The sequence below is a fragment of the Candidatus Nitrosacidococcus tergens genome (assembly GCF_902810445.1).
In the GTDB taxonomy this organism is placed as follows: Bacteria; Pseudomonadota; Gammaproteobacteria; order Nitrosococcales; family Nitrosococcaceae; genus Nitrosacidococcus; species Nitrosacidococcus tergens.
Genome location: NZ_LR778175.1, coordinates 306,208 through 331,096, shown reverse-complemented (window position 1 = coordinate 331,096; position 24,889 = coordinate 306,208). Strand labels below are relative to the sequence as shown.

At 36.9% G+C, this 24,889-nt stretch carries 24 protein-coding genes; 7 read left to right on the top strand and 17 right to left on the bottom strand.

Translation table 11 applies throughout. The features are described from left to right. Position 1: 1 nt before the first annotated feature. The 3 genes from NSCAC_RS01620 to NSCAC_RS01610 are packed head-to-tail and all read right to left on the bottom strand — an operon-like array spanning position 2 to position 2,515. The gene (locus tag NSCAC_RS01620; RefSeq protein ID WP_408609562.1) at positions 2 to 616 is read right to left on the bottom strand and encodes a flavin prenyltransferase UbiX; all 615 of its coding nucleotides are present in this window, start codon (positions 614 to 616) and stop codon (positions 2 to 4) included. After that, positions 616 to 1,992, bottom strand: coding sequence for a UDP-N-acetylmuramate:L-alanyl-gamma-D-glutamyl-meso-diaminopimelate ligase (gene mpl / locus NSCAC_RS01615; protein WP_197744696.1), 1,377 nt, complete (start codon positions 1,990 to 1,992; stop codon positions 616 to 618). Before mpl ends, NSCAC_RS01620 begins: the two co-directional genes overlap by 1 nt. 13 nt (positions 1,993 to 2,005) lie before the next feature. Then, entirely contained in the window at positions 2,006 to 2,515 is a 510-nt protein-coding gene (locus tag NSCAC_RS01610) for a hypothetical protein (protein ID WP_197744695.1), read from the bottom strand. Between the two features lie 165 nt (positions 2,516 to 2,680). Between NSCAC_RS01610 and NSCAC_RS01605 the strand changes: the two genes are divergently transcribed. Continuing rightward, positions 2,681 to 3,928 (top strand): SAM-dependent methyltransferase, encoded by a 1,248-nt coding sequence (locus NSCAC_RS01605; RefSeq protein ID WP_197744694.1) that lies wholly within the window; start codon positions 2,681 to 2,683, stop codon positions 3,926 to 3,928. Here NSCAC_RS01605 and secD read toward each other — a convergent pair. The 3 genes from secD to tgt are packed head-to-tail and all read right to left on the bottom strand — an operon-like array spanning position 3,917 to position 7,280. Then, complete coding sequence (secD, locus tag NSCAC_RS01600; RefSeq protein WP_197744693.1) at positions 3,917 to 5,767, bottom strand: protein translocase subunit SecD; 1,851 nt, start codon at positions 5,765 to 5,767, stop codon at positions 3,917 to 3,919. The genes NSCAC_RS01605 and secD overlap by 12 nt on opposite strands. A gap of 18 nt (positions 5,768 to 5,785) precedes the next feature. Continuing rightward, positions 5,786 to 6,130, bottom strand: a complete 345-nt coding sequence (gene yajC, locus NSCAC_RS01595; protein ID WP_197744692.1) for a preprotein translocase subunit YajC — start codon at positions 6,128 to 6,130, stop codon at positions 5,786 to 5,788. Positions 6,131 to 6,164: 34 nt separating this feature from the next. Beyond that, positions 6,165 to 7,280 carry a tRNA guanosine(34) transglycosylase Tgt gene (gene tgt / locus NSCAC_RS01590; protein WP_197745256.1) on the bottom strand — a complete coding sequence of 372 codons (1,116 nt, stop codon included), beginning with the start codon at positions 7,278 to 7,280 and terminating at the stop codon, positions 6,165 to 6,167. 96 nt (positions 7,281 to 7,376) lie between these two features. On the opposite strand from tgt, the gene pyrF reads away from it, so the two are divergent. From pyrF to NSCAC_RS01575, 3 genes are read left to right on the top strand one after another with little or no spacing between them, the layout of a single operon-like run. After that, on the top strand, positions 7,377 to 8,108 hold the full coding sequence (gene pyrF / locus NSCAC_RS01585; protein WP_197744691.1) for an orotidine-5'-phosphate decarboxylase: 732 nt from the start codon (positions 7,377 to 7,379) through the stop codon (positions 8,106 to 8,108). Next, entirely contained in the window at positions 8,105 to 8,752 is a 648-nt protein-coding gene (locus tag NSCAC_RS01580) for a hypothetical protein (protein WP_197744690.1), read from the top strand. The genes pyrF and NSCAC_RS01580 overlap by 4 nt, the downstream gene beginning before the upstream one ends. 22 nt (positions 8,753 to 8,774) lie before the next feature. After that, the gene (locus NSCAC_RS01575; RefSeq protein WP_197744689.1) at positions 8,775 to 9,620 is read left to right on the top strand and encodes an SDR family NAD(P)-dependent oxidoreductase; all 846 of its coding nucleotides are present in this window, start codon (positions 8,775 to 8,777) and stop codon (positions 9,618 to 9,620) included. Here NSCAC_RS01575 and NSCAC_RS01570 read toward each other — a convergent pair whose 3' ends face one another. The 3 genes from NSCAC_RS01570 to NSCAC_RS01560 all read right to left on the bottom strand — a co-directional run bounded on the left by NSCAC_RS01570 (position 9,621) and on the right by NSCAC_RS01560 (position 13,298). Further along, complete coding sequence (locus tag NSCAC_RS01570; protein ID WP_197744688.1) at positions 9,621 to 10,004, bottom strand: SirB2 family protein; 384 nt, start codon at positions 10,002 to 10,004, stop codon at positions 9,621 to 9,623. A gap of 107 nt (positions 10,005 to 10,111) precedes the next feature. After that, complete coding sequence (clpB, locus tag NSCAC_RS01565; protein WP_197744687.1) at positions 10,112 to 12,685, bottom strand: ATP-dependent chaperone ClpB; 2,574 nt, start codon at positions 12,683 to 12,685, stop codon at positions 10,112 to 10,114. A 136-nt stretch (positions 12,686 to 12,821) separates the two neighbouring features. Continuing rightward, entirely contained in the window at positions 12,822 to 13,298 is a 477-nt protein-coding gene (locus NSCAC_RS01560; protein ID WP_197744686.1) for a glutathione peroxidase, read from the bottom strand. Positions 13,299 to 13,455: 157 nt separating this feature from the next. On the opposite strand from NSCAC_RS01560, the gene NSCAC_RS01555 reads away from it, so the two are divergent. Continuing rightward, entirely contained in the window at positions 13,456 to 14,166 is a 711-nt protein-coding gene (locus NSCAC_RS01555) for a type I restriction-modification system subunit M N-terminal domain-containing protein (RefSeq protein WP_197744685.1), read from the top strand. Between the two features lie 74 nt (positions 14,167 to 14,240). Here NSCAC_RS01555 and NSCAC_RS01550 read toward each other — a convergent pair whose 3' ends face one another. Both NSCAC_RS01550 and NSCAC_RS01545 read right to left on the bottom strand, forming a co-directional pair. Beyond that, positions 14,241 to 14,924: a lysophospholipid acyltransferase family protein gene (locus NSCAC_RS01550; RefSeq protein WP_197744684.1), complete on the bottom strand. Its 684-nt coding sequence runs from the start codon at positions 14,922 to 14,924 to the stop codon at positions 14,241 to 14,243. Between the two features lie 22 nt (positions 14,925 to 14,946). Next, the gene (locus NSCAC_RS01545; protein WP_197744683.1) at positions 14,947 to 15,786 is read right to left on the bottom strand and encodes a PHP domain-containing protein; all 840 of its coding nucleotides are present in this window, start codon (positions 15,784 to 15,786) and stop codon (positions 14,947 to 14,949) included. Between the two features lie 64 nt (positions 15,787 to 15,850). On the opposite strand from NSCAC_RS01545, the gene NSCAC_RS01540 reads away from it, so the two are divergent. Both NSCAC_RS01540 and NSCAC_RS01535 read left to right on the top strand, forming a co-directional pair. Next, a complete protein-coding gene (locus NSCAC_RS01540) occupies positions 15,851 to 16,465 on the top strand; it encodes a septation protein A (protein ID WP_197744682.1) in 615 nt (204 codons plus the stop codon). A 3-nt stretch (positions 16,466 to 16,468) separates the two neighbouring features. Continuing rightward, positions 16,469 to 16,768: a YciI family protein gene (locus NSCAC_RS01535; protein WP_197744681.1), complete on the top strand. Its 300-nt coding sequence runs from the start codon at positions 16,469 to 16,471 to the stop codon at positions 16,766 to 16,768. Here the strand turns inward: NSCAC_RS01535 and NSCAC_RS01530 are convergent. The 6 genes from NSCAC_RS01530 to NSCAC_RS01505 all read right to left on the bottom strand — a co-directional run bounded on the left by NSCAC_RS01530 (position 16,765) and on the right by NSCAC_RS01505 (position 24,792). After that, a complete protein-coding gene (locus NSCAC_RS01530) occupies positions 16,765 to 18,192 on the bottom strand; it encodes a sulfatase-like hydrolase/transferase (RefSeq protein ID WP_197744680.1) in 1,428 nt (475 codons plus the stop codon). The genes NSCAC_RS01535 and NSCAC_RS01530 overlap by 4 nt on opposite strands. A 21-nt stretch (positions 18,193 to 18,213) precedes the next feature. Further along, positions 18,214 to 18,927: a phosphate signaling complex protein PhoU gene (gene phoU / locus NSCAC_RS01525; protein ID WP_197744679.1), complete on the bottom strand. Its 714-nt coding sequence runs from the start codon at positions 18,925 to 18,927 to the stop codon at positions 18,214 to 18,216. Between the two features lie 19 nt (positions 18,928 to 18,946). Further along, positions 18,947 to 19,804, bottom strand: a complete 858-nt coding sequence (gene pstB / locus NSCAC_RS01520; protein WP_197744678.1) for a phosphate ABC transporter ATP-binding protein PstB — start codon at positions 19,802 to 19,804, stop codon at positions 18,947 to 18,949. Positions 19,805 to 19,818: 14 nt separating this feature from the next. Beyond that, a complete protein-coding gene (gene pstA / locus NSCAC_RS01515) occupies positions 19,819 to 21,480 on the bottom strand; it encodes a phosphate ABC transporter permease PstA (RefSeq protein ID WP_197744677.1) in 1,662 nt (553 codons plus the stop codon). A 4-nt stretch (positions 21,481 to 21,484) separates the two neighbouring features. Beyond that, a complete protein-coding gene (locus NSCAC_RS01510) occupies positions 21,485 to 23,740 on the bottom strand; it encodes an ABC transporter permease subunit (RefSeq protein WP_232086001.1) in 2,256 nt (751 codons plus the stop codon). 71 nt (positions 23,741 to 23,811) lie between these two features. After that, entirely contained in the window at positions 23,812 to 24,792 is a 981-nt protein-coding gene (locus tag NSCAC_RS01505; RefSeq protein ID WP_197744675.1) for a PstS family phosphate ABC transporter substrate-binding protein, read from the bottom strand. Positions 24,793 to 24,889 lie beyond the last annotated feature (97 nt).

Here is a 24,889-nt window from a genome sequence, read left to right as displayed (position 1 = left end):
ATTAATTCTCTCCCCAGCGGGTGAGTAGCTGATGAGGAATTTTCGCATGATCTAAGATGCGTGCCACGATGTAGTCTACCAATTCTCCAATATGTTGTGGCTGATGGTAAAATCCAGGATTTGCTGGAAGGATAACAGTACCTAATCGTGCTAATGTGAGCATATTTTCTAAGTGAATTGCTGAAAAAGGGGTTTCTCTGGGTACTAGAATTAATTTTCGTTGCTCCTTAATCATTACATCAGCTGATCGCTCAATTAAGTTATCATTTGCACCTCGAGCAATTGCAGAAATAGCACCTACAGTACAAGGGCATATTATCATAGTTGGAACACAATGGGATCCACTAGCTAAAGGAGAGGTCCATTGGCTTTCGCTATAACAACGAATTAATTCTAGTGCTACTGAAAAGTGATTTGCTAAATATCTTTGTAGATCTTTTGAGCGAGAAGGAAACTGTAGATCCGTTTCCATAGCAATAACAGTATAAGCTGCACGAGAAATCATTAAATGCACAGTAATATTTGCTTTTAGTAAACACTCTAATAACCTTAATCCATAACTGATGCCTGAAGCACCAGTCATTGCTAAAGCAATTTCCTTGTTAGAGCTATACACTAAACACTTTTTTCTTTAAATGCAGTGAGTAATCGTTGATGAAGATTATCAAATCCACGATTACTCATAATAACAATATGATCCCCAATTCTGGCTTGAACTAATAAGTAGTCAATAATTTTTTGAGTGCTATTTACAATCAACAATTCTTTACTTTCTAAATCATGCTTTACTGAATCTAAAGACCAAGGAAGGTCTTTAGGATGGTAAATTACTACTTGATCTGCTTGTATCAGTGCAGAAGCTAAGCTATTTTGATAAATACCTAGTTTCATAGAATTAGAACCAAGCTCAAGTACTACAATTAATCGATTATTTCCTACTTTTGCACGTAACCCGTAAAGTGTTTCTCTAATCGCTGTAGGATGATGGGCAAAATCATCATAAAGAGTAATTCCACCTACTTCGCCGTATATCTCTAGTCGCCGTTTTACTCCTTGAAATCGTGCAAGTGCCAGACAAGATTGATGAGTAGGTATTCCTATATGAAGTGCTGCCCTAATTGCAGCAAGTGCATTATTTACATTATGATGACCTAATAATTGCCAGTTAACTTGCCCTTGATAAACATCATTATCCCAAACTTCAAAACTACTACCATCATTGTTTATAAGGCTAGCAGTGAGGCCATGTTTTTCTCTATTAGCAGAAAAATAAGTAACAGGAGTCCAGCATGCCATATTAAGCACTTCATTCAAAGAAGAATTACCTTGAGGCATAATAATTAGGCCATTATTTGCTACAGTACGTATTAAATAATGTACCTGCTGCTGAATTGCTTTTAAATCCGGAAAAATATCCCCATGATCGTACTCTAAATTATTTAAAATAAGTGTTTGAGGGCGATAATGGATAAATTTAGAGCGCTTATCAAAAAATGCAGTATCATATTCATCCGCTTCTATCACAAAATAAGGATTTTGACCCAAGCGAGCAGAATTATTCAAGTTTTTGCAAATTCCCCCAATAAGATATCCAGGCTTGCGATCGGTATATTCTAATATCCAAGCAAGAAGACTACTTGTAGTTGTTTTTCCATGAGTACCTGCTACTGCTAATACCCATCGGTTCTTTAAAATATGATCTGCAAGCCATTGAGGTCCTGAAGTATAAGGTATTTTTTGAGCTAAAACATACTCTACTGCAGGATTACCTCGAGACAAGGCATTACCTATGACAATTAAATCAGGTACTGGCTGCAATTGTGCAGAATCATAGCCTTCATAAACTGAAATACTTGCTGCTGTTAATTGATCGCTCATAGGAGGGTAGATATTATGGTCTGAACCTGTCACATGAAAACCAGATTCCTGAGCTATAAGCGCAAGCCCTGCCATAAAAGTACCGCCTATTCCTAATATGTGAATATGTTTCATAGAAATAAGCTAATTATATGGATGGGAATATAAAACTCATAAGTTTGACTGTAATTGAAACATAAACTATGGTAATTAAAATTCCCATAGTTAAGGATACTGTAAGTGCATCACGAAAAATATATGCCTTTACCATGACACTCCACACCATATGTCCAGCTAAGAGTGACAGTATAAAATCAGGTGAAAATCCAGCTTGCTGAGTTGCTTTTTTTAAATATACCAATAGAAAAAGGGCTAACACCTTAAAAATTACTCCAGATCCCACTAGAGCAATTAAAGTCTGCAATAATCGAGATCGATAACCTTTTGTAGACAATAATCCCCAAGTTAACCCTACAATGATCGCTGTATCAATCGATATAGAAAACAATCCTTGCATAGGAGATAAATGTAATAGAGAAATAAGCCATCCTACTCCCATGTAAACCCCTAGTACTTGATAAAATACTCGCCATGAAACAGGGGCATCTGAAGGACCTGCTTTAAACAAACATAGATCGGTAAAATATTTTATTAACATTGACTTCAAGTAGATTCTATAACATTCATCTTAATATCTAAAGTAACTTATTATTAAGCTAATAGAAAGTAAGGAACGATTAATCTATCCTTGATTAGCAAGGGCGGATAATTATATTATTTTTATAAAGGTATCGTGCTAATCTCTATTTATTGTATCAGTCTCATGGTAAAAGAAATGGAACAAACTCCTCCAGCAATGCAAGAAACAACAGATGGTGCTAGTCAGTGGCTAACTACCAAGATCAAATCTCTAATAAAAGATATCCCTGTAGATGTTACTTTATGGGATAAGAGACATATTTTAGGTGGAATTCAACCTGCCACTGCTCATATTACAATCCATAGTCGAATTGCTTTGCTTAAAATTCTTATTGATCCAGAATTATATGTGGGCGAAGCTTATGTAAATGGTAAGCTCACTATCAAGGGAGACTTAGTTACTCTAATTAAATTTTGGGGTAGTCGGGATGTTAATGATCGTCCTGGGTTGGGGTATCAAATCCGAAAATTGATTTTTGATATAAGGGCAAATACTCTTTCTCGAGCTAAGGGCTATATTTATCATCACTATGATATTAGCAATGACTTTTATAAACTCTGGCTTGATAAGAATATGTCTTACACTTGTGCTTATTTTCCAGAGCCTAATATGGAGCTAGAAGCAGCACAAGTAGCAAAAATGGAGCATATTTGTAGAAAACTAGAACTTAAACCTGGAGAGAAAGTAGTAGAAGCAGGTTGTGGTTGGGGTGCTTTAGCCATCTATATGGCTAAGCATTATGGTGTAAATGTCCAAGCCTATAATATCTCTAAAGAACAGCTTGCTTATGCTCAAGAGCAGGCCAAAATTCAGAATCTCAGTGACAAAGTTCAATTTATTGAAGATGATTACCGTAATATTTCAAGTAAATTTGATGCTTTTGTTTCTGTAGGAATGTTAGAACACGTGGGTAAAGCTTGCTATCCAGAGATGGGATCAGTGATTCATCGGAGCTTAACCCCAGAAGGGAGAGGGTTACTACATTTTATTGGCCGTAACTATCCTCGCCATATTAACCGCTGGATACGCCGGCATATTTTCCCTGGCGCTTACCCTCCAACCCTATGTGAAGTGATTTCAGATATTTTTGAACCATGGAATTTTTCGGTTACAGATATCGAAAACTTAAGACTTCACTATGCAAAAACACTTGAGCATTGGCTAGTGCGTTTTGAAAAAAAAACCGATCGAGTAAAAGAGATATTTGATGAACAGTTTGTACGAGCATGGCGACTTTATCTTGCAGGTTCTGAGGCCTCTTTTTTAAGTAGCCGATTACAACTATTTCAAATCACTTTTACCCGAGGTACAAATAATAATTTAGCTTGGAATCGTAACCACCTCTACCAAATGGATGGATTAAATATGTAACTTAGTGTTACGACGACCTCCATAAATAAAATTAACGATTGCCCGAGTACCAATAATTGCAGTGAACATAGAGGTTAAAATCCCTAAGGATAGGGTAACTGCAAATCCTTTTATGGGACCGCTACCAATGCCAAATAATACTAGCCCAGCAATGAGGGTTGTTAAGTTTGAGTCGGCAATGGATGCAAAGGCATTACTATAACCTGCATCTATACTATTTTGTGGGCTATTTCCGTTACGAAGTTCTTCGCGAATTCGCTCAAAAATAAGTACATTAGCATCTACTGCCATACCTACCGTAAGCACAATTCCTGCAATGCCCGGCATGGTTAAAGTTGCCTGCAATAAAGAAAGTAAAGATACCAATAAAACTACATTGGTGGCTAATGCTAGATTTGCAATTATACCAAAAACTTGATAGTACATTGCCATAAATACAAATACGACTAAAAAAGCTACTAATACAGAGCGAATCCCTTTATCGATATTATCTTGTCCTAAGCTAGGTCCTATAGTACGTTCTTCTACAATATCTGTAGGTGCAGCTAAAGCCCCTGCTCTTAGCAGAAGGGCTAAGTTACGTGCTTCCTCTGTTGAATCAAGACCAGTAATTTGAAATCGTTTACTGAGCTGATCTCGAATAGTAGCAATATTAATGACTTCTGCTACCTGCCGATGTACTTTTACTGGATTACCATCAGTATCTGTTTTATTTTCCACTTTCGTTTCAATAAACACTACTGCCATTGGTTTACCGATATTTTTCCCAGTAATTTTACTAAAAGAGCGAGCACCTTGACCATCTAAAGTAACATATACTGCAGGGCTACTGGTTTGCTGATCAAGCCCAGAAGAAGCATCTGTAATATGACTTCCTGTTAAAATCGTTCTTTTTTGTAATAAAACGGGATTTCCACCTCGTTCATAATAAATTTTAGAGCCTGCAGGTGCTCTACCTTCAGTAGCTGCATGGGTAGTATCTACGAGATGAAATTCAAGTGTTGCTGTTGCTCCTAAAATCTCTTTAGCACGAGCCGGGTCTTGCACCCCAGGTAATTCTACTACAATATGATTTTGTCCTTGTTGTTGGATTGTAGGCTCGGTTACTCCAAGTTCATTAATACGATTACGCAGAGTGGTGATGTTTTGCTGAACGGCTAACCGTTTAGTTTCTGCCTTTTCTTTCTCATCTATAATAGCTCTTAGATGGTGAGATTGGTCTTCGTCTACAGGTTGTAATTGAAGCTGAATATATTGATTATGAATTATTTTTTGTGCTTCATCTCGCTGTGCTATTTCCCGAAATTTAACCTCTACGCCCCCTTCTGGAATACGACTAATACTTAAATAACGTATTTTTTTCTCCCGTAGTAGGCTACGAAAATCCTCTACATAGCGAGTTTCTGCTTGCCGTAAAGCAGCATCCATATCCACTTCCATAAGAAAGTGCACGCCACCTCTTAAATCTAACCCTAGACTCATGGGTAATGCACCTATTGCACTTAACCATTTAGGTGTTGTAGGTGCTAAATATAGTGCTACCGAATAACCATCTTCTAGCTTCTCTCGAAGGGTATCTTGAGCTTTAAGTTGGGTATCTGAGTTTGAAAATAAAATTGAAAGTCGCTTGTCTTCCAAATGAACAGATTGATAATCTAAGCTCTGCTCTTTAAGAGCTTGCTCTATTTCAGCAACTAGTTTTGGTTCTAAATTACTGCCTCGGGTAGCTAGAATTTGTAAAGCAGGAATATCACCAAATAAATTTGGCAAAGCATAAAGTATACCAATAGATACTACACAAATAACTAATAAATTTTTCCAAAGGGGGTATCGATTCATCGGAGATTTACATTCTTCTTACAGTTTTTCAAGAGTGCCTTTGGGCAGCACAGCGTTTATAGAGGGGCGGCGCACTTTAATATTGACTCCCTCACTAATTTCTAACACAGCAGTATTATCTGAAAGTTCTACTAAACGCCCCATAATACCACTATCTATCATTACTTCATCTCCTGCTTTTAATCCCTCTAGGAGTTTAGTATGCTCTTTTGCACGTCTCTGTTGAGGACGAATCAAGAAAAAATAAAATAGAAGTAATAAAGACAAAAAGAAAAAAAGATTAAATAATAATCCAGGAGGTTGAGGTGCCGCTTGTTCTTGTGCCCAAGCAGAAGAAATAAAAAAATCTAAAATAGAAGGCATCGCTGCATAATCTCCAAAAAAAATAAAAGATTGATTATCTCACAGAGACTCTCTCTTGCCCACGATCGGTATAAAATTTAGTAACAAATTCTGCTAATTTTTTTTGCTCAATTGCATCTCGCAAACTCTTCATAAGAAATTGATAATAATATAAATTATGAATGGTATTTAGCCGTGCTCCTAGCATCTCATGGCTTTTATCTAAGTGATGTAAATAAGCACGACTATAATGCCGACAAGTATAACAACCACAATGCTCATCCAAAGGACGAATATCATTACGGTAAGTGCTATTTCGAATCCGAATGACTCCTTTTTTTACAAATAAGTAGCCATTACGAGCATTGCGGGTAGGCATGACACAATCAAACATATCTATGCCCTGACTCACTGCTTCTACAATATCTTCTGGTCGACCTACTCCCATTAAATAGCGGGGTTTATTCACAGGCATTTTAGGAACAATATGAGCAAGTACTTCTAGCATCACCTCTTTAGGCTCTCCTACAGATAACCCTCCTATGGCATAGCCATCAAAACCGATCTCTACTAATCCTTGTAAAGATTCCTCTCGTAAATATGGATACATTCCCCCTTGAACAATACCGAATAATGCCCCAGGAGATTCACCATAAGCTATATGGGATCGTTTAGCCCACCGTAAAGATAGCTGCATTGATTCATAGGCTATTTTTTTATTAGCAGGATAAGTAGTACATTCATCAAAGATCATCACAATATCGGATCCTAACCCTCTCTGTACTGCAATGGATTGTTCAGGTCCAAGAAAAATTTTAGTGCCATCAATAGGGGATTGAAAATGAACGCCCTCCTCACTAATCTGTCTCATAGCACCTAAGCTCCACACCTGAAATCCACCAGAATCGGTAAGGATAGGCCGATCCCAATGAATAAATTGGTGTAGACCTCCATGATCTTTAACTATATTTACACCGGGTCGAAGCATAAGGTGAAAAGTATTACCAAGAATAATTTCAGCACCTAAAGTTTGTAGCTCTTCAGGGCTTATTCCTTTTACTGCCCCGTATGTACCTACTGGCATAAACGTAGGGGTTTCAATAGTGCCTCGTGGCAACCTAAGTTGTCCTTTTCTAGCAAAACCAGATGTAGCTAATAATTCAAATTCCACTTTCATTAATTTTAGAGATAGAGATTAAGTTAATATTAACCATGAAGCATATATTACGATTAATTTAAATAAATTTCTGATTATAATAAACGAGCCATGATCACTAAAGTATCCCCAATTATTGTTGCTTTAGATTATTCAGATACTAACCAAGCCCTTAATTTGGTAGATCAGCTAGATCCTATTCGATGCCAGGTTAAAGTAGGTAAAGAATTATTTACCTTAGCAGGACCGCAGCTTATTAATGCTTTAATAGATCGAGGATTTAAAGTTTTTTTAGATTTAAAATTTCATGATATTCCTAACACGGTTGCACGAGCTTGTGCTATTGCAGCCGATCTTGGAATATGGATGATAAATGTCCATGCTTTAGGAGGAAAAGCAATGCTTATTGCTGCTCGAGAATCATTGGCTCAATACTCTCAAGCTCCTTTACTCACTGCGGTTAGCCTTTTGACTAGCATGGATTCTACCACGCTAGAGCAAATTGGTTTATCAGGATCTATTGAAGAAAATGGCTTACGTTTAGCACAACTCGTCTATGAAGCCAGGCTAGATGGAATTATTTGCTCTGGGCTAGAAGTACCATTATTCCGCCAGTCTTTTGGTAAAAATTTCTTATTAGTTACGCCAGGGGTACGTCCAATAGGTACTGAAGCAGGAGATCAAAAACGAGTTCTTACACCAAAACAAGCGATGACAAATGGATCTGATTATCTTGTAATCGGTCGTCCCATTACGCAAGCTAAGCATCCTATGCTTGCTTTAGAAGCAATAGAATTAGAAATAAATGAGGAAAAGGCTATGAATAATGAGGAAAGGCTATGAATAAAGAATTAAAAATTATTTTTTTAAGCACAGCACTATGCATTAGCGTTTTTCTACATACTTTATCTATGGCAGCTAATTTTCAGTCAGTAAATATTGATAAACAACTGCCTAGTTATTCTGGGGTAGTACAGCAATATATTTTAAATACTAAAGGAGAAATTGATGGGTTGCTCCTAAAAGAGGGTATGGAAATCATTACACCCTCTGAGCTATCTACAGTGCTTGCTTATTCTATTCATCCTAATGATAGAATTATTGTTTATGGAATAAAAGAGGCAGATATTCCTCTTATTGAAGCACTATTAATTGCAAATCAAACTAATGGGAAAGAGGTGGTTATTGATATTCAAAATAAGAAAAAGAAAGTGAATTACCTAAAGGTGGAAGATGAGGTACGCATGGTTTTACACGGTTCCCGAGGTGAAGTAGAAGGAGCAATATTGAACGATGGAACAATCATACGGTTACTTCCAGCCCAATTCCATCAATTTGGCGAGCTAATCCATCAAGGAGAATCCCTATTTGTTGAAGGAAATGAAATTGAGAGTGTTTTAGGCCAAGTAATTGAAGTTAAAAAATTAGGGGCAACAAAAAATAACCTAAAATCTGTTCCTGTAACACCATTTTTCTTCGGACAATAACTAACTGAGTTTGATATAAAAAATGACAGCTAAATCAGTACTTATTACAGGATGCTCTAGCGGAATTGGTCGTTGTACCGCTTTAGGGCTTAGAGACAGAAGTTATCGAGTATTTGCTACTGCTCGTAAAGAGCAAGATATTAAAAGTTTAGCTGATGAGGGATTAGAGACAATCTATTTAGATCTTGCCGATAATTCTTCAATTATTAAAGCAGCAGAGACAGTACTTGCAAAAACTAAAGGAAAACTCTACGGATTATTTAATAATGGTGCCTATGGTCAACCCGGTGCCGTAGAAGATTTAAAAAGAGAGGTACTGCAGGCACAATTTGAAGCTAATGTATTTGGTACCCAAGAACTTACTAATTGCTTAATTCCTGCCATGCGTGCACAACAAGAAGGTAGGATTATTTACAATAGCTCAATTCTTGGATTTATTTGTATGCCCTATCGAGGGGCTTATAATGCAAGCAAATATGCCCTAGAAGGACTTGCCGATACTTTACGTTTGGAGTTATATGGAAGCGGTATTCAAGTCTCTTTGATTGAACCGGGTCCTATAATCAGTAAATTTAAAGATAATGCGGTTCAAAAGTACTTTGATCATATTGACTCAAAAGCCAGTCCCCACTATCAAACTTATCAACATATGGAACAGCGACTACAAACAGAGGGACCTACTCAACCTTTTACCCTTCCTCCAGAAGCAGTATTAAAAAAGGTGATTCACGCACTGGAATCCCCTCAACCTAAAATACGTTACTGTGTCACCATACCCACCTACGCATTTGCTATTTTAAAGCGAATACTACCCCATCGAGCAATGGATAGTTTACTTCGTTGGGCTGCTGAAAAAGAAAATAGGTAATCAACCCCATGGAATGGGATGTTTACTATGGGCCACTGCCACAATATAGAAAAACAGAGCATAAGAAATAAATAATGTAGCGATTCTTATTGATTTAGTCCGTCCTCGAGTTAAGGCAATAGCACCAAATACAATATAGCCAATTAAAGCAAGTACTTTAGCTGTAAGCCAACTGTTAACAAAAGGATATTGGTTAATAATAAATGTTAGCCGAATGGCACTAGCAAGTAAGATGGTATCTATAATAGGAGGAATGACTTTCACCCAAAGCCGGTTAAGTAGATCAGAAGAAGCTAACATCCACCAAGCACGAATCGTAAAAGAAATAAAAGTGATGACTACAAAGGCAACGTGTATATGTTTAAAAAGATGATAAGAATCCATAATAGAAAATTATTCTGTTTTAGAAAAAACTGATGCTAAAGACCCATATTTTTCCCTATGGGATCTTTAGCAGCTTTATAGTTAGAATACTTTAAATATTACTCTTTTTAACTATTAAAAAGGAAATGATCCCTTTCAGTAGTCACCTTGATCGTATCACCAGCTTTGATTTTTCCAGAAAGAATCTCTTGAGCAAGAGGGTTTTCAAGTTCCTGCTGGATAGCTCTTTTTAAAGGTCTTGCGCCATAAACAGGATCAAAGCCAATTTCTGCAATTTTTGCTACCACTTCATCAGGCAGTGATAATTGCATCTCCTGTTCTGCCAAGCGCTGTTGTAAATAAGCGATTTGAATTTTAGTAATCGCCAACAGTTGATTCTGCTGTAAGGGGTGAAATACCACCACATCATCAATCCGATTAATAAATTCAGGACGGAAATGCTGACCTACAATTTCCATCACTGCCTGTTTCATTTGTGGATAATTTTCTTCCCCTATCATCTCTTGAATCACTTGAGATCCTAGATTAGAAGTCATGATCACAATAGTATTGCGAAAATCTACCGTACGACCATGACTATCGGTCAACCGACCATCATCCAGCACCTGTAATAGAATATTAAATACATCCGGATGGGCTTTTTCTACTTCATCTAATAAAACTACAGAATAAGGTTTACGGCGTACCGCTTCTGTGAGATAACCACCTTCTTCAAACCCTACATAGCCGGGAGGAGCACCAATGAGTCGAGCAACTGAATGTTTCTCCATAAATTCGGACATATCTACTCGAATCATGGCTTCTTCTGTATCAAATAAAAATTCAGATAATGTTTTACATAGTTCCGTTTTTCCCACACCTGTAGGACCTAAAAATAAAAACGATCCATTAGGACGATTAGGGTTAGACAATCCAGCACGGGATCGACGAATTGCATTACTTACGGTTTCCACTGCTTCTTTCTGTCCAACAACTCGTTGCTGTAATGCCTCCTCCATTTTTAACAGTTTATCCCGTTCCCCTTCCAACATTTTAGAGACAGGAATCCCAGTCCACTTAGAAACCACTTCGGCAATTTCTTCATCAGTGACTTTATTTCGCAGGAGTTTAAAATCATGATGTTCTATAGCAGTAGCGGTATTAAGCTGTTTTTGTAGCTCTGGAATCCGACCATATTGCAATTCTGACATTCGAGCTAAATCTCCAGCACGATGGGCAGCATCGAGTTCTAATCGGGCTTGCTCCAGCTTTTCTTTAATCCCCTGTGCTCCACTTAGGGTCGCTTTCTCTGCTTTCCAAATCTCTTCTAAATCAGCATATTCTTTTTCTAAACTACTTAAATCAGTCTCCAAAGTTTCTAATCGTTTTTTAGAGGCTTCATCCGTTTCTTTTTTTAATGCTTCTCGTTCAATTTTCAATTGAATAATCCGCCTCTCTAGGCGATCCATAGGCTCTGGCTTAGAATCAATCTCCATTCGAATCCGACTGGCTGCTTCATCAATAAGATCAATCGCTTTATCTGGTAGCTTTCGATCGGAAATATACCGATGGGATAAAGTCGCAGCTGCTACAATTGCCGGATCAATAATCTCTACTCCATGATGGACTTCATAACGCTCATTTAGCCCTCTTAAAATAGCAATTGTATCTTCCACACTAGGTTCATCTACCAATACCCGTTGAAATCTCCGTTCAAGAGCCGCATCTTTTTCAATATATTGGCGATATTCATCTAAAGTCGTAGCCCCAATACAATGAAGTTCGCCTCGAGCCAGAGCAGGTTTAAGCATATTACCTGCATCCATAGATCCCTCTGCTTTACCCGCCCCTACCATGGTATGAAGCTCATCAATGAATAAAATAATCGTACCCTCTGCTTTGCTTACATCTTTCAGCACAGCTTTGAGTCGTTCTTCAAATTCCCCACGGAATTTTGCCCCCGCAATAAGTGCTCCCATATCTAAGGCAAGTAACCGCCTATTTTTAAGCCCTTCTGGTACCTCTCCATTAATAATCCGCTGGGCAAGTCCTTCTACAATTGCGGTTTTTCCAACGCCGGGTTCACCGATGAGTACTGGATTATTTTTAGTCCGCCGTTGTAACACTTGAATAGTACGGCGAATTTCATCATCTCGCCCAATGACTGGATCAATTTTTCCTTGCTCAGCACGAGCAGTCAAATCAATAGTATATTTCTCTAAAGCCTGCCGCTGATCTTCTGCGCCCGGATCATTTACTTTTTGCCCCCCACGGATCGCATCAATAGCTCTTTCAATAGTTTTTTTACTGCCATTATTTTTACGCAATAATTCTCCTGCTTGCCCTTTATCTTCTGCGACTGCAAGAGCAAATAGTTCACTTGAAATATACTGATCTTGCCGTTGTTGAGCGAGCTTATCGGTTACATTAAGCAATCTGGCTAAATCTTGAGAAATATGAATTTCCCCCGGTGTGCCGTGTACTTGGGGAATTTGCTGCAATGCACTATTGAGTTGGCTATGAAAGTTATTTACATTGACTCCTGCCTGCATAAGCAACGGAGATGTCGTTCCCCCCTGTTGCTCCAATAAGGAAATCATCACATGCAAAGGCTCTAAATACTGATGATCATGTTTTAAAGCAAGACTCTGCGCATCTCCCAGTGCTTCTTGAAACTTAGAAGTGAATTTATCTTGTCTCATGGTGCCCTCTAATTTTTAAATATATTTCTTATTAAGATGGGGACATAGCGAGTAAATTTAAAGATTAAAAAATAATAAATGATCTTAAATTTATGAAAGTTTGTTAAAAACACATAATATTTAAGACTATGTAAAACTAGAGTAGCTGTTCAATATCTTTTTTTATAGACTCTGGTGTATTTGTGGGCGCATACCGTTTCACTACTTTTCCAGCGCGATCTACTAAAAACTTAGTGAAATTCCATTTAATCTTCTTAGATCCCAAAATACCCGATTGTTCATCTTTTAGATATTGATATAAGGGGTGGGCATGGTTTCCATTGACTTCAATTTTTGAGAAAAGTGGAAAACTCACATCATAAGTAGACGAACAAAACGCTTGAATTTCAGTTTCATTGCCCGGTTCTTGATGACCAAACTGATTGCAGGGAAAACCCAATATCTCTAACCCTTGATTTTTATACTGTTGGTAAAGTGCCTCTAAACCTTTATATTGAGGCGTGAACCCACATTTACTTGCTGTGTTTACAATCAGTAATACTTTGCCTTGGTATTCTTCAAGGGATTTATGCTGCCCATCAATAGTAGCCACTTCATAATCATAAATATTCATTGAGGATTTATTACCTAATTTAAATAGTGGTTTTCAGACTAAGTATCTACATTCTAGAGTGTAACTCATAAAACCAGCTCTATTGCTAATTGCTACTGAGATTGAAAGGCTAACTGGAATTGAATATATTGACCGCATTGCAATATGAGGTTAAAAAATGACAGCTGCACCTAACAATACAGATACAACATTAGCGAGCTTTATTTGGAAAAACGCAGATGACCTATGGGGAGATTTCCCCCATACAGACTTCGGTAAAATTATTTTACCTTTCACTGTGTTAAGGCGTTTAGAATGCGTTTTAGAGTCAACCAAGGATGCTGTTCTCGACGCTTACGCACGGTTTAAAGACCAAGATATGTCAATCGACGATATTCTTATTAATGTCAGCGGTAATCCTTTTTACAACATATCAAACTATAATCTTTCTAGTTTAGGCGGCACCAAAACTAAGGCTAATCTCGAAGATTATATTGCCAATTTCTCCGAAAATGTAAGGGTGATATTTGAGCAATTTGATTTTAGCACAACCATTAGCAAGCTAGCTAAAGCCAACCTTCTATTGCGTATTTGCAACAACTTTGCAGCAGTTAATCTTCATCCTGATGTTGTTCCCGACCGTACCATGAGTAACGTATATGAACACCTGATTGCCCGTTTTGGCGCAGAAGTAGGTACAGGTTCTGAGGACTTTATGACTCCTCGTGACGTAGTTCATTTGGCTGTGACTTTGTTGCTTGAGCCCGATAATGCATTGTTTGAGCAAAAGAACGGTTTAATTCGCACTATCTATTTTGAGATATGGCCCACATATTCCGACACTAACTATATAGCACTGTTTGATACTAATAATGATGGTGATATTTGAAATTGGAGCACCGTGATTGCTAAATAAAATAATCTCTCCTCTCTTTAACGTAGTGCGAAGTAACACTATGAACACTATGCTTTATTCCCTTGAATAGCTTGAGAAATCTGGGCTAAACATGCTTCTGTTAAAAGAGATTGACTAAAAATAGGATTATAGTGATGCAAAGTAACATGGCTTCTTTGAAATAAAGCACCCATGACTTGTCCTTGTCCTTTTACTCCTTTGATATGCACAGGATAAATAGGTGCTTGGGTGTGAGTTGCGAGCCAAATCGCTCCTTTTTTTAGGGAAGTAGGTGGATCACTTGGTAAATGGATTTTACCTTGAGGGAATAAAGCAATTACCTCTCCCGCTTGCAGTGCTAGTAGAGCTGCTTTTAGTGCTTTTTCAGGCTTAGTTTCCCGATCTACAGGAATACATCTCATTCCTTTAAAAAGCCATTGAAAACCTCTTCTTTCATACTCTTCTCTGGCAATTAAAAATCGCAGTGGACGAGAATTAACCGCAATTAAAAGTTGAGGATCTAATCCTGAGATGTGATTGGCGACAATTAAAGCACCGCCTGTTTCAGGTAAGGGAAGTAGCTTAGAATTAAGTCTATGGAATTTATAACAATAAATCCGATTTAAACCATCTAGATAATTTAGTAAGGTACTACCCCAATCTGCCCTATTTGCTCTTTTACAGGCTTGAAACCCTAGGACAATTCTCCAAGCAATAAGAAGCCCTAAAAATAACCACCAAATACCTGCCATTATTTTTATTTAACCCTTATATTTAATGCCACAGTTCCCAGACAGGTTGGCAATTTTTAGGAAACGGAGGAATACGCCCTAGGTCAATTTTTTTAGTATTTTGTACACCATGGTAATCTGAACCACAAGAGCCTAAAAGTTTAAGTTGATTTGCCATAGTTACTAAAAAATCAGTAGAATCTAAAGGTTGACTTCCCGAAATTACTTCTAGACCCATGCCCCCTTGCCCCTTGAATTCTTCAAGAAATTGAATCAATTGAGGTCGGGTAAGTTTATAGCGAGCAGGATGGGCAACTACTGAAACTCCCCCAGCTTCATGAATCCAAGTTAATGCCTGTTCTAAGGAAGCCCAATGATCAGATACATAGCCCGGCTTGCCTCGTACTAAATAATGGTTAAAAATATCTTGGATACTTTTTCCATAGCCCTGTTCAAGTAAAAAACGAGCAAAGTGAGTACGGCTTAAAGTGTTACCTTGGGTATATCTTAATGCTCCTTCAAGTGCCCCAATAATGCCTGATTGTTCCAGATGATCAGAAATTTTATGACCTCGTTCATTTCGATATGATCTTAAGGCACTTAATCCTGTTTGAAGTTGAGAATTTTTTCGATCAATATTTAAGCCAAGCACATGGATAGTATGCTCATGCCAAGTGACTGAAATTTCAACTCCATTAATAAGGTTTAGCCCTAAGTTTTGGGCAGTTATCTGAGCTTCGGCTAGACCTGCGGTACAATCATGATCCGTTAAAGCAAGGGTATTTACCCCTTGGTGCACTGCATGTTCTATAAGCTGAGATGGACTTAGGGTGCCGTCAGATTCAGTGGAATGGGTATGTAAATCATAAATCATAGTAATCATTGGGTAGAGTGTGTTTTATAAGATACGTATAATTAGCAGAATGTATATCTTGTAGGATGAATAGATGAAGTTATTATTTGATTTTTTTCCAGTATTGTTATTTTTTGGTGCTTATAAACTCTATGATAAATTGCCTCCTGAAGTTTTAGAAAAATTGGAGCATATTCCCTTTTTAAATTTATCTCCAGGTGATTCAGAAAATGCTATTTTAATCGCTACTGTTGTCGCTATTTTGGCCTCTGGATTACAAGTAGGTCTTTATTTTTTGAAACATGGTCGAGTAGAAACTATGTATTTAGTAACTCTAGGCTTACTTGTAGTATTAGGTGGAGCCACTTTAATTTTTCACGATCCTACCTTTATTAAATGGAAACCTACGGTAGTTAATTGGCTATTTGGTACTACTTTTTTAGGTAGCCAATTTTTTATGAAAAAACCACTGATTCAGCGGATGATGAGTACTGCTATTTCTTTACCTTCTTCTATCTGGAAGCGACTTAATCTTGCTTGGGTAATCTTTTTCTTCATCTCAGGATCTGCTAATCTTTATGTAGCCTATCATTTTTCAGAAGCAACTTGGGTAAATTTTAAACTGTTTGGCATGCTAGGGCTAACTATATTATTTGTAATTGGGCAGGCTTTTTATTTAACTAAATATCTTGAACCATCAGAGGAGTAATCTATGCTATATGCTATTGTCGGGCAAGACAGAGAAGCTAGCCTTGAGCTTCGACGAAAAATACGACCAGCCCATTTAGATCGGATTCAAATTTTAAAAGAAGAGGGGCGTTTAGTATTAGCCGGACCTTTCCCAGCTATTGATACAGAAGATCCAGGTGAATCTGGATTTACTGGCAGTTTAATTGTAGCAGAATTTCCGTCCCTAGCAGAAGCACAGACTTGGGCAAATACAGATCCATTTCTTATTGAAGGAGTTTATACACAAGTTATGGTAAAACCGTTTAAATATGTATTGCCCTAAATTTGAGGACTATCTTTGTTTTTGTCCTTAATCCGAAAGTGCATCCAAGAAACCCTATCATCTTCAAGATATTTTTGAAATTCCTTAGAATCAAAAATTCTTGGTTGATGATCCCCAATAATAATGACTTCTACACCTGTCATGGTGCTTTTATTTACAATTTGTGCTAAATCATCAAAAAATTGAGTATGGAGTTTTGCTATCCGGCAAGTTTCGCTTTTCTCCGGAATGCCATAAGTAGCACAGTTAAAAATATCTTTATGAAGATCCCGCAAATCATAAAGAGGATGGGTGTTTAAAGTAAGATAGTAGACAAAGCGTTTTTTATTATCCTCAAAAGCGTAGGGAAGATAACGATTAATAATTTCTCGATCGCAAATACCGGGAAAAGAATAGCATTGAGTATGCCAATCATCGGTTTCTTTAAAATGGCTTTCCTCAAAACCTGCTCGAGGATACCAATAAAGTCGATCATACATAAGCCCTGTTGAACCATGAATGGATACCGTCTGGTAGCCTTGGTTAGCAAGCTGCCAAGGTAAACAGTCTTCAAACCCTTGCGTTAAGGGTTTTAAATTATAGTGATGGGTATCCAGACCACAAAGTTCTTGTAATTCGGCTCGAACCGTAGAAAATCTACTGGCTAAAGTTCCCTGCTCTAACCAATCGAACTGACTAGATTGATTTAATAAAGGAGATATAATTGCTTTTTGAATTTGAGAGTTTTTCATTACACCCCAAGATTCTGCAATAATAAGTAATAATTTTTGATTAAGATCTTTAGGACTAGATTTTACCCAATCATGGGTCTGTCCCTTAAATCCTACCTGAAATAAAGGATCTGCAGATGTATAGAAATTATCTATAAAAGAAATGAGGTGCGTACTAATAAAGAAATACCCTTGACTATCGATAAGCTTATTACTCGTTGAATAAAATTTATCCGCCTCTCTAAAGGAAGGTTGCAGTGCGTAGACTTGATAAACAGTGAAGCTTAAAAGTAGTGCAGCAAGTGCAACAACAGGTTTTATTTTATGGCTAAATTTAAAAAATAAATAAACAAATCCAATAATAGTAAATAGTGTAACTACAGTGCCTAACTGCCAAATAAATGCGGCATGGGGTAACATACTCAACAAATAGTTAAGATCCTGAATACGCACAAAAGGAAAAATCAAGCCACCTATGGCAAGAAAATCAAAGGAAAGTGCAGCAGCAAAAAATAAATAAGCAATAGGCTTAAAACGAGTAGCAAATAACGCCCCTGCAATAAAATAATCTAAATTGAAAATAGGTCGAGCTACATGGAATTTAAGGGAAATACCCCAAAATAAAAAATTTGGGATAATAATTAGTCCAATAGTAAATAAAATAGAAGAAATGTGGGATAAATAATCAATATGTTTTTTTTGAGGATTAATCACTAACCTCCTATTAATATTAGACTATTTATCACGGACAATCTGCTCTATATCTTTTAATCCTACATGGCGTACATCCTTACCTTTAACAAGATAAATCACATACTCGCAAATATTGCGTACATGATCACCAATCCGTTCTACAGTTCGTCCTACCCAAAGTAGTTCTACTGCCCAAGAGATATTTCTTGGATCCTCTATCATATAAGTAATGAGCTGGCGGAGAATCCCTTCATACTGGGCATCTACTTGAGGATCTTTAGTAGCTACTTCAAGTGCTATTTCCATATCCATCTTTTCAAAAGCTTCCAAGGAATCATAAAGCATAGCTAGGGTATAGCTTGCTAAAGATTTTATGGATTCATAAATATTGGAAGGAGTATCCCATTTTGAGGATCGAATTGCTGCACGACTAATACGTTCTGCTCCATCTCCAATTCGTTCTAAATCGGTAATAATTTTAATAACTGCAACGACAAGACGCAAATCACTGGCGGCAGGCTGGCGACAGGCAAGAATCTGAGTGCACTCTTCATCAATAGAAATATCCATAGCGTCCACTTGGTATTCGTTATTGATGATTTTTCTAGCTTGCTCTGCATCCCCCTTTACTAAAGATTCCACCGATTCTGATACTTGCTGAGCGACAAACTGCCCCATTAACAATACTCGAGCACGAATATCTTCTAACTCTCTATCATATTGCCTAGAAGTATGGGGGGAAGTGATATAGAGCATAAATTCTCCTTATTTATTATTATCCATAGCGACCTGTAATGTAATCTTCAGTTTGCTTTTTTTTAGGGTTTGTAAATAGTGTACCTGTATCGCTAAATTCTACTAACTCACCAAGGTACATAAAAGCAGTGTAATCCGATACTCTTGCTGCCTGTTGCATACTATGGGTAACAATAACAATAGTGTATTCACTTTTTAGTTTAAAAATGAGCTCTTCAATCTTTAAGGTAGAAATTGGATCTAAGGCAGAAGCAGGTTCATCTAATAGCAACACTTTCGGTTCTATGGCAATTGCTCTAGCAATCACTAATCGCTGTTGTTGCCCTCCTGAGAGCCCCATGGCATTATCATGGAGTCGATCTTTAACTTCATCCCATAATGCAGCGCTGATAAGAGATTTTTCTACTACTTCACTTAACAGCTTTCGGCTTTTTATTCCTTGCAATCGTAGTCCATAGGCTACATTTTCATAAATAGATTTTGGAAAGGGATTAGGTTTTTGAAAAACCATCCCTACTTGGCGACGTAAATCTGCAACATTAATGGTTTTATCATAAATATCTTGACTATGGAGCGATACTTTGCCTTCAATACGCACTCCTTGTATTAAATCATTCATTCGATTAAAGCATCGCAGTAACGTAGATTTTCCACATCCACTAGGACCAATAAACGCAGTTACCCTCTGTTCAGGGATAGTCATATTAATTTCTTTAAGTGCATGAGTATCTCTATAATAGAGATTAAATGATTCGGCTCGTAGGCAAGATTTTTCTTTTACAAGACTTAATCGTTTAATGGCACTTTGACCAATTAAAGTAGGATCAATTTTATTTTTATATTGATGGAGTTCTAAGGAATTTTCTTGTAAATTCATAACACTTACTTAATCTAAGTCTCTGCTGTATGATACCGCTCACGTAACCGGTTACGTATAATAATTGCAGTCAAGTTTAACCCTACAATAATGAGTATTAATAGCAAAGCAGTAGCATATACTAGGGGTTGTACTGCATCTATATTTGGGCTTTGAAAACCAACATCATAAATATGAAATCCCAGATGCATAAATTCACGGTTAAGATGAATAAAAGGAAATCCTTCATCTAAAGGTAAGGTCGGGGCAAAACTTACTACACCAACCAGCATAAGCGGTGCTACCTCCCCAGCTGCCCTGGCAACAGCAAGAATAAGCCCTGTAATCATAGCAGGGGCAGCCATAGGTAATACAGTACGCCATAGGGTTTCTGCTTGGGTGGCTCCTAGTGCTAAACTCCCTTCTCGAATTGAGCGAGGTATTGTTGATAGCCCCTCTTCCGTAGTAACGATGACTACAGGCACGGTTAAAATCGCTAGTGTTAAAGAAGCCCAAAGTAACCCAGGTGTACCAAAGGTAGGTGCGGGCAATACCTCAGGAAAAAACCATTGATCAATATTGCCCCCTAAAAAATAAACGAAAAATCCAAGACCAAAGATCCCATAAACAATAGAGGGAACCCCTGCTAAATTATTTACAGCAATCCGTACAATACGTACAAGTAGACCTTGTGTTGCGTATTCATGTAAATAAACAGCAGCAAGTACTCCAAAAGGAGTCACTAAAATAGACATAATAAGCACCATCGCTATGGTGCCAAAAATAGCAGGAAATACGCCACCCTCAGTGTTTGCTTCTCGTGGATCTTTGACGATAAAGTCGTAAATTTTTTGGAATGAATAGTGAACTCTTTCCCCTATTCCCATTTGATTAGGATGATATAAATGAATAATTTTTGAGAAAGGAATATCAATCAACTGCCCATCAGCAGCCTCAAGTATTAATTCATCTCGCTTATTTTGTCGGTATAGGCTATTTAATTTTTTTTCTGATTCTTCATATCTTCGTTGGAGATCTTGGAATTTCACTTCAGTTTCATCGTAAACTGCTTTATCAGTAATTCCTTGAATTTCAAGCTTCCTACGATAGAGTCTCAATTTTTCTAAGCGATTATTAACAATATTAATTTCATGTTTTTTTATATAGATTACTTGATTGGTAAGTACATGAGATCTGGCTAATCTTTCTTGAAGGACACTCCATAACTTATTTGCTTCTTTTATTTCTGCAATAATTTTTCCACGCTCTTTAATAGCTTTAATATAACCATAAGCATTTCCCCATTCTTGGCGTTCTATAGTAACTATATCTTTAGGGTAGTCTTGCTCTTTAATTTTGTTATCTGAAACCCAAACAAAATCTTGATTAAAAAAATCTCGATTTCCTAATCTAAGTAACTTTCTAGTATTTACATTTGTTTTATTAAATATTGAAATCCCTATCTTTCCTGATTGGTTTAATTTATCTTGTGTTTGGTTAATGATTTCTCCAATATATCGGATTGATTCCTCATTTTCTTGAGCATAACTAATTTCTACCACCCTTTTGGGCCAAAAGTTTCCTAGGCTATTTATAAAAAGCAAAGTAATTAGTCCCAATATCATTACCATACTGATACTAACCGCACCTGCTGCAAGCCAAATCCAAGGGCCGCCAGATTTAAACCATTTTTTCATATCTCTATAAAGTACTATACCTTGCTCTTAATTTCTGGCGAACAATCTCAGCAAACGTATTAAAAGTAAAAGTAATTATAAATAAAAGTAGTGCTGCAAAAAAAAGAATGCGGTAGTGGATACTGCCCACTTCAGCCTCTGGTATCTCCACGGCAATATTAGCAGAGAGTGTACGTAATCCTTGAAAAGGATTGAAATCCATAATTGGGGTATTTCCAGCAGCCATGAGCACAATCATTGTCTCCCCTATGGTACGACCAAAACCAATCATAATCGCAGAAAAAATCCCAGGACTAGCTGTGAGTAATACTACCCGAGTTAAGGTTTGCCAAGGAGTTGCTCCCAGTGCTAAAGATCCGGTAGTTAAATGTTTAGGCACACTGAAAATTGCATCTTCAGAAATAGAAAAAATAAGAGGAATCGTAGTAAACCCCATAGCGATTCCAATAATCAATGCATTACGTTGATTATAGAGAATTCCAAAATGATTAGAAATCCACTGGGATATATCTCCATTAAATAGAATTACCTCTAATGGTTTATTAACTGATAAAGCTAAAAACCCTATTCCTACTATAATAGGAACTAGTAAAAATATTTCCCACCCATTCTGGGTCCATTGCCGTAACCAAGTAAATTTATATTGCCAATAATAAGCAAAAATAAATATGGTGATGACCAATAATAAAGGGAAAATAAATATACTGAGTAAATTTTCTTCTACTATAGGAGCTAACCATATCCCCGCAACAAAACCTAGAATTACTGTGGGTAGTGCTGCCATAGTTTCAATAGCAGGTTTAATAATTCTACGCATCTTAGCACCCATAAAATAAGCCACATAAATGGCTGCCATAATTGCAATGGGAATAGAGAAAATCATGGCATAGAAGACAGCCTTAAATGTACCAAATAAAAGAGGGGTTAGGCTAAATTTTGGTTCAAAAATATCGCTAGCTGCTGAAGACTGCCAAACAAATTCTGGCTCTTGCCGATCTTCATACCAGATTTTGTTCCATAAGCTTTGCCAAGAAAATTCTGGATATGGGTTATTTATATCTAAGAAGAAAATTTTATTTTTAGAATCAACAGTTAATAATTTATCTCCCTTTAAAGAGAGGCTAGCTAATTTTAAAGGAAGATGGGTAATTTGTATTACTTTAAGTGTTTTATGTCCTGTTGCGTGGTACAAACCAATATAACCTTGAGTATCTATTGCAAAAAACACTTTACGTGTAGATTCAGAAATAATTGCCTGAATAGGAGCATGCTGCTCATTAAATACCCTGACCTTAGAGAGTATAGGTTGGTTATTGTTATCCTTCACAGGAAACCATTGGCTAATTTGACCTAAAGAATCGCCGACTAAAAGGGAAATCTCTCCAACCAAAGATGCTAATGCAGTTATTTTGACATCTCTTGGAACTGCTTTTGCTCTTTGGATAAGCTGAGGATTCTCCCATTCTTTAGCTTGATAGATATTTAAATAACCTTGAGAATCGGCTAAATATAACGCTTGCTGAAGAGAATTTATAATAATATGCGTAGCAGTTAATGAGTTTAAGTTAATGATTGTAGTTAACCCTGTTGGTGCTTCCTCCAGTTCATTTAAATGTTGAGAGAAACGAGTTAAAACAAGCCGATTATCTTCGGTAACTGCAGCAACGATAATTTGTTCTTTATCAGCTTGGATATTTACTAAATTAAGAGGCTGGTATTCAGGATCAATTTGAATAGGAATGGTACCCAAGGGGTAAGTAATTTCAGGAGTATTACTACTATCTGTGTAGGAAGTAGCATAATTAGGATAAAAAATAATTCCTTTACCATCAGATAATCCATAAATGCTTATTTTGTTCCTGTGACTTGTAGCAAAACTGGTTATCTTAATTTCTACATTCTTAGAGGTAGGGATCTGAATTTTTTTAAGAAGTTTCTCATTTTCAATAGAAAAGAAGGTTCCTTGCCCCTGATCATTTAATTGAAGTCCTATAGTATTCTCTTCATTCATTCCCAAATAAGAGGTAGTCTGAGGATAATCAAGGTGTATTTCTTTAAATTTTATCTGCGGTAAATAAAATAAAGGCACAACAATATAAAGCAGATAAAAGAAAATAAGTATTACTGTAGCAATAACGCTAATACCGCCAAGAACAATATAGTAACGTGCTAGCTTATCTTTAAAGATACGCCAGCGACTAAATTTTGCAGTCAATGAAGGAGAAATGAGACGTTCTTTATTCCTTAGATTAGATATCATCACTTAAGGGTGAATATTAAAATCTATATAGTCGAGTAATTATTTAAGTTTTTTTAAAAAACCAATCTCTATTATTCTGTATTTAGCTTAGTAAGCTCTTGGTTAACAATAATACTATTTAAAGGGGTGTATCCTCCTTTAATTACAAGCTGTTGCCCTGTTTTTGATAAAATCATTTTAAGAAACTCTTCCTCTAATGGGGGTAGATTCTGGTGAGGAGGCTTATTTACATAAATATAGAGAAATCGTGCTAAGGGATATTGATTTGTAATCGCATTTTCTGAAGTAGCTGCTATGTAGGGAGCACCTATATGAACTGCTAACGCAACAGGATGCACACCTATAGAATTATAACCGATACCTGAATAGCCAATTCCATTAAGAGAAGCACTAATTCCTTGAACTACTGATCCTGATCCCGGTTGTTCATTGATAGTATCTTTAAAATCCCCTCCACAGAGTGCTTTTTCTTTAAAGTAACCATAAGTACCAGAGGCCGAGCTTTTTCCAAAAAGTTGAATACCTCGGGTTACCCATTTATTTGTAAGTCCAACCTCCCCCCAATAAGCTATATTATTAGGGTAACCACATTTGCGTGTTGCTGAAAATATGGCATCAACCTGATCTAGGGTCATCTCTCTAATAGGATTATCTTTATTAACATAGACTGCCATAGCATCTATAGCTACTCGAATCGGAAGCGGATCGTAGCCATATTTCTTTTTAAACGCAGATATCTCTCCTCCTTTCATTTTACGGCTCATAGGTCCCAAATTAGCAGTATTTTCAATAAGTGCAGGAGGGGCTGCTGAAGATCCGGGGATTTGTATCTGAACATTCACACTAGGATAGTAATTTTTAAACCTTTCAGCCCAAAATGCCATTAACCCTGCCAAAGTATCTGATCCAATCGTAGATAGGTTACCCGTAATTCCACTCGATTTTATATATCTTTTCAATTGAGGGTCTAATTGTATCTGTTCAGCAAATAAGTTTGTATTAAGAACTATATATAAAATTAATCCTATAGCTAGATATAAGCTTTGTCTCATATTTGTAAGGAAAATTTATGTTTTTTTGGCTATTCTAAACTATGTTTATATAAAGTAAATTTTACTTATTAATAGTATGTACTTAGTAAAATTGCAC

Excerpts from the sequence above, each read along its gene's own strand:
- NSCAC_RS01510 (WP_232086001.1), bottom strand. The coding sequence starts at position 23,740 with ATGATATCTAATCTAAGGAATAAAGAACGTCTCATTTCTCCTTCATTG.
- pstB (WP_197744678.1), bottom strand. The coding sequence starts at position 19,804 with ATGAATTTACAAGAAAATTCCTTAGAACTCCATCAATATAAAAATAAA.
- NSCAC_RS01580 (WP_197744690.1), top strand. The coding sequence starts at position 8,105 with ATGAATAAAGAATTAAAAATTATTTTTTTAAGCACAGCACTATGCATT.
- pyrF (WP_197744691.1), top strand. The coding sequence starts at position 7,377 with ATGATCACTAAAGTATCCCCAATTATTGTTGCTTTAGATTATTCAGAT.
- NSCAC_RS01560 (WP_197744686.1), bottom strand. The coding sequence starts at position 13,298 with ATGAATATTTATGATTATGAAGTGGCTACTATTGATGGGCAGCATAAA.
- NSCAC_RS01555 (WP_197744685.1), top strand. The coding sequence starts at position 13,456 with ATGACAGCTGCACCTAACAATACAGATACAACATTAGCGAGCTTTATT.
- NSCAC_RS01575 (WP_197744689.1), top strand. The coding sequence starts at position 8,775 with ATGACAGCTAAATCAGTACTTATTACAGGATGCTCTAGCGGAATTGGT.
- pstA (WP_197744677.1), bottom strand. The coding sequence starts at position 21,480 with ATGAAAAAATGGTTTAAATCTGGCGGCCCTTGGATTTGGCTTGCAGCA.
- NSCAC_RS01545 (WP_197744683.1), bottom strand. The coding sequence starts at position 15,786 with ATGATTACTATGATTTATGATTTACATACCCATTCCACTGAATCTGAC.
- phoU (WP_197744679.1), bottom strand. The coding sequence starts at position 18,927 with ATGCTCTATATCACTTCCCCCCATACTTCTAGGCAATATGATAGAGAG.
- NSCAC_RS01550 (WP_197744684.1), bottom strand. The coding sequence starts at position 14,924 with ATGGCAGGTATTTGGTGGTTATTTTTAGGGCTTCTTATTGCTTGGAGA.
- clpB (WP_197744687.1), bottom strand. The coding sequence starts at position 12,685 with ATGAGACAAGATAAATTCACTTCTAAGTTTCAAGAAGCACTGGGAGAT.
- NSCAC_RS01540 (WP_197744682.1), top strand. The coding sequence starts at position 15,851 with ATGAAGTTATTATTTGATTTTTTTCCAGTATTGTTATTTTTTGGTGCT.
- NSCAC_RS01610 (WP_197744695.1), bottom strand. The coding sequence starts at position 2,515 with ATGTTAATAAAATATTTTACCGATCTATGTTTGTTTAAAGCAGGTCCT.
- NSCAC_RS01535 (WP_197744681.1), top strand. The coding sequence starts at position 16,469 with ATGCTATATGCTATTGTCGGGCAAGACAGAGAAGCTAGCCTTGAGCTT.
- NSCAC_RS01605 (WP_197744694.1), top strand. The coding sequence starts at position 2,681 with ATGGTAAAAGAAATGGAACAAACTCCTCCAGCAATGCAAGAAACAACA.
- secD (WP_197744693.1), bottom strand. The coding sequence starts at position 5,767 with ATGAATCGATACCCCCTTTGGAAAAATTTATTAGTTATTTGTGTAGTA.
- NSCAC_RS01505 (WP_197744675.1), bottom strand. The coding sequence starts at position 24,792 with ATGAGACAAAGCTTATATCTAGCTATAGGATTAATTTTATATATAGTT.
- NSCAC_RS01570 (WP_197744688.1), bottom strand. The coding sequence starts at position 10,004 with ATGGATTCTTATCATCTTTTTAAACATATACACGTTGCCTTTGTAGTC.
- yajC (WP_197744692.1), bottom strand. The coding sequence starts at position 6,130 with ATGCCTTCTATTTTAGATTTTTTTATTTCTTCTGCTTGGGCACAAGAA.
- mpl (WP_197744696.1), bottom strand. The coding sequence starts at position 1,992 with ATGAAACATATTCACATATTAGGAATAGGCGGTACTTTTATGGCAGGG.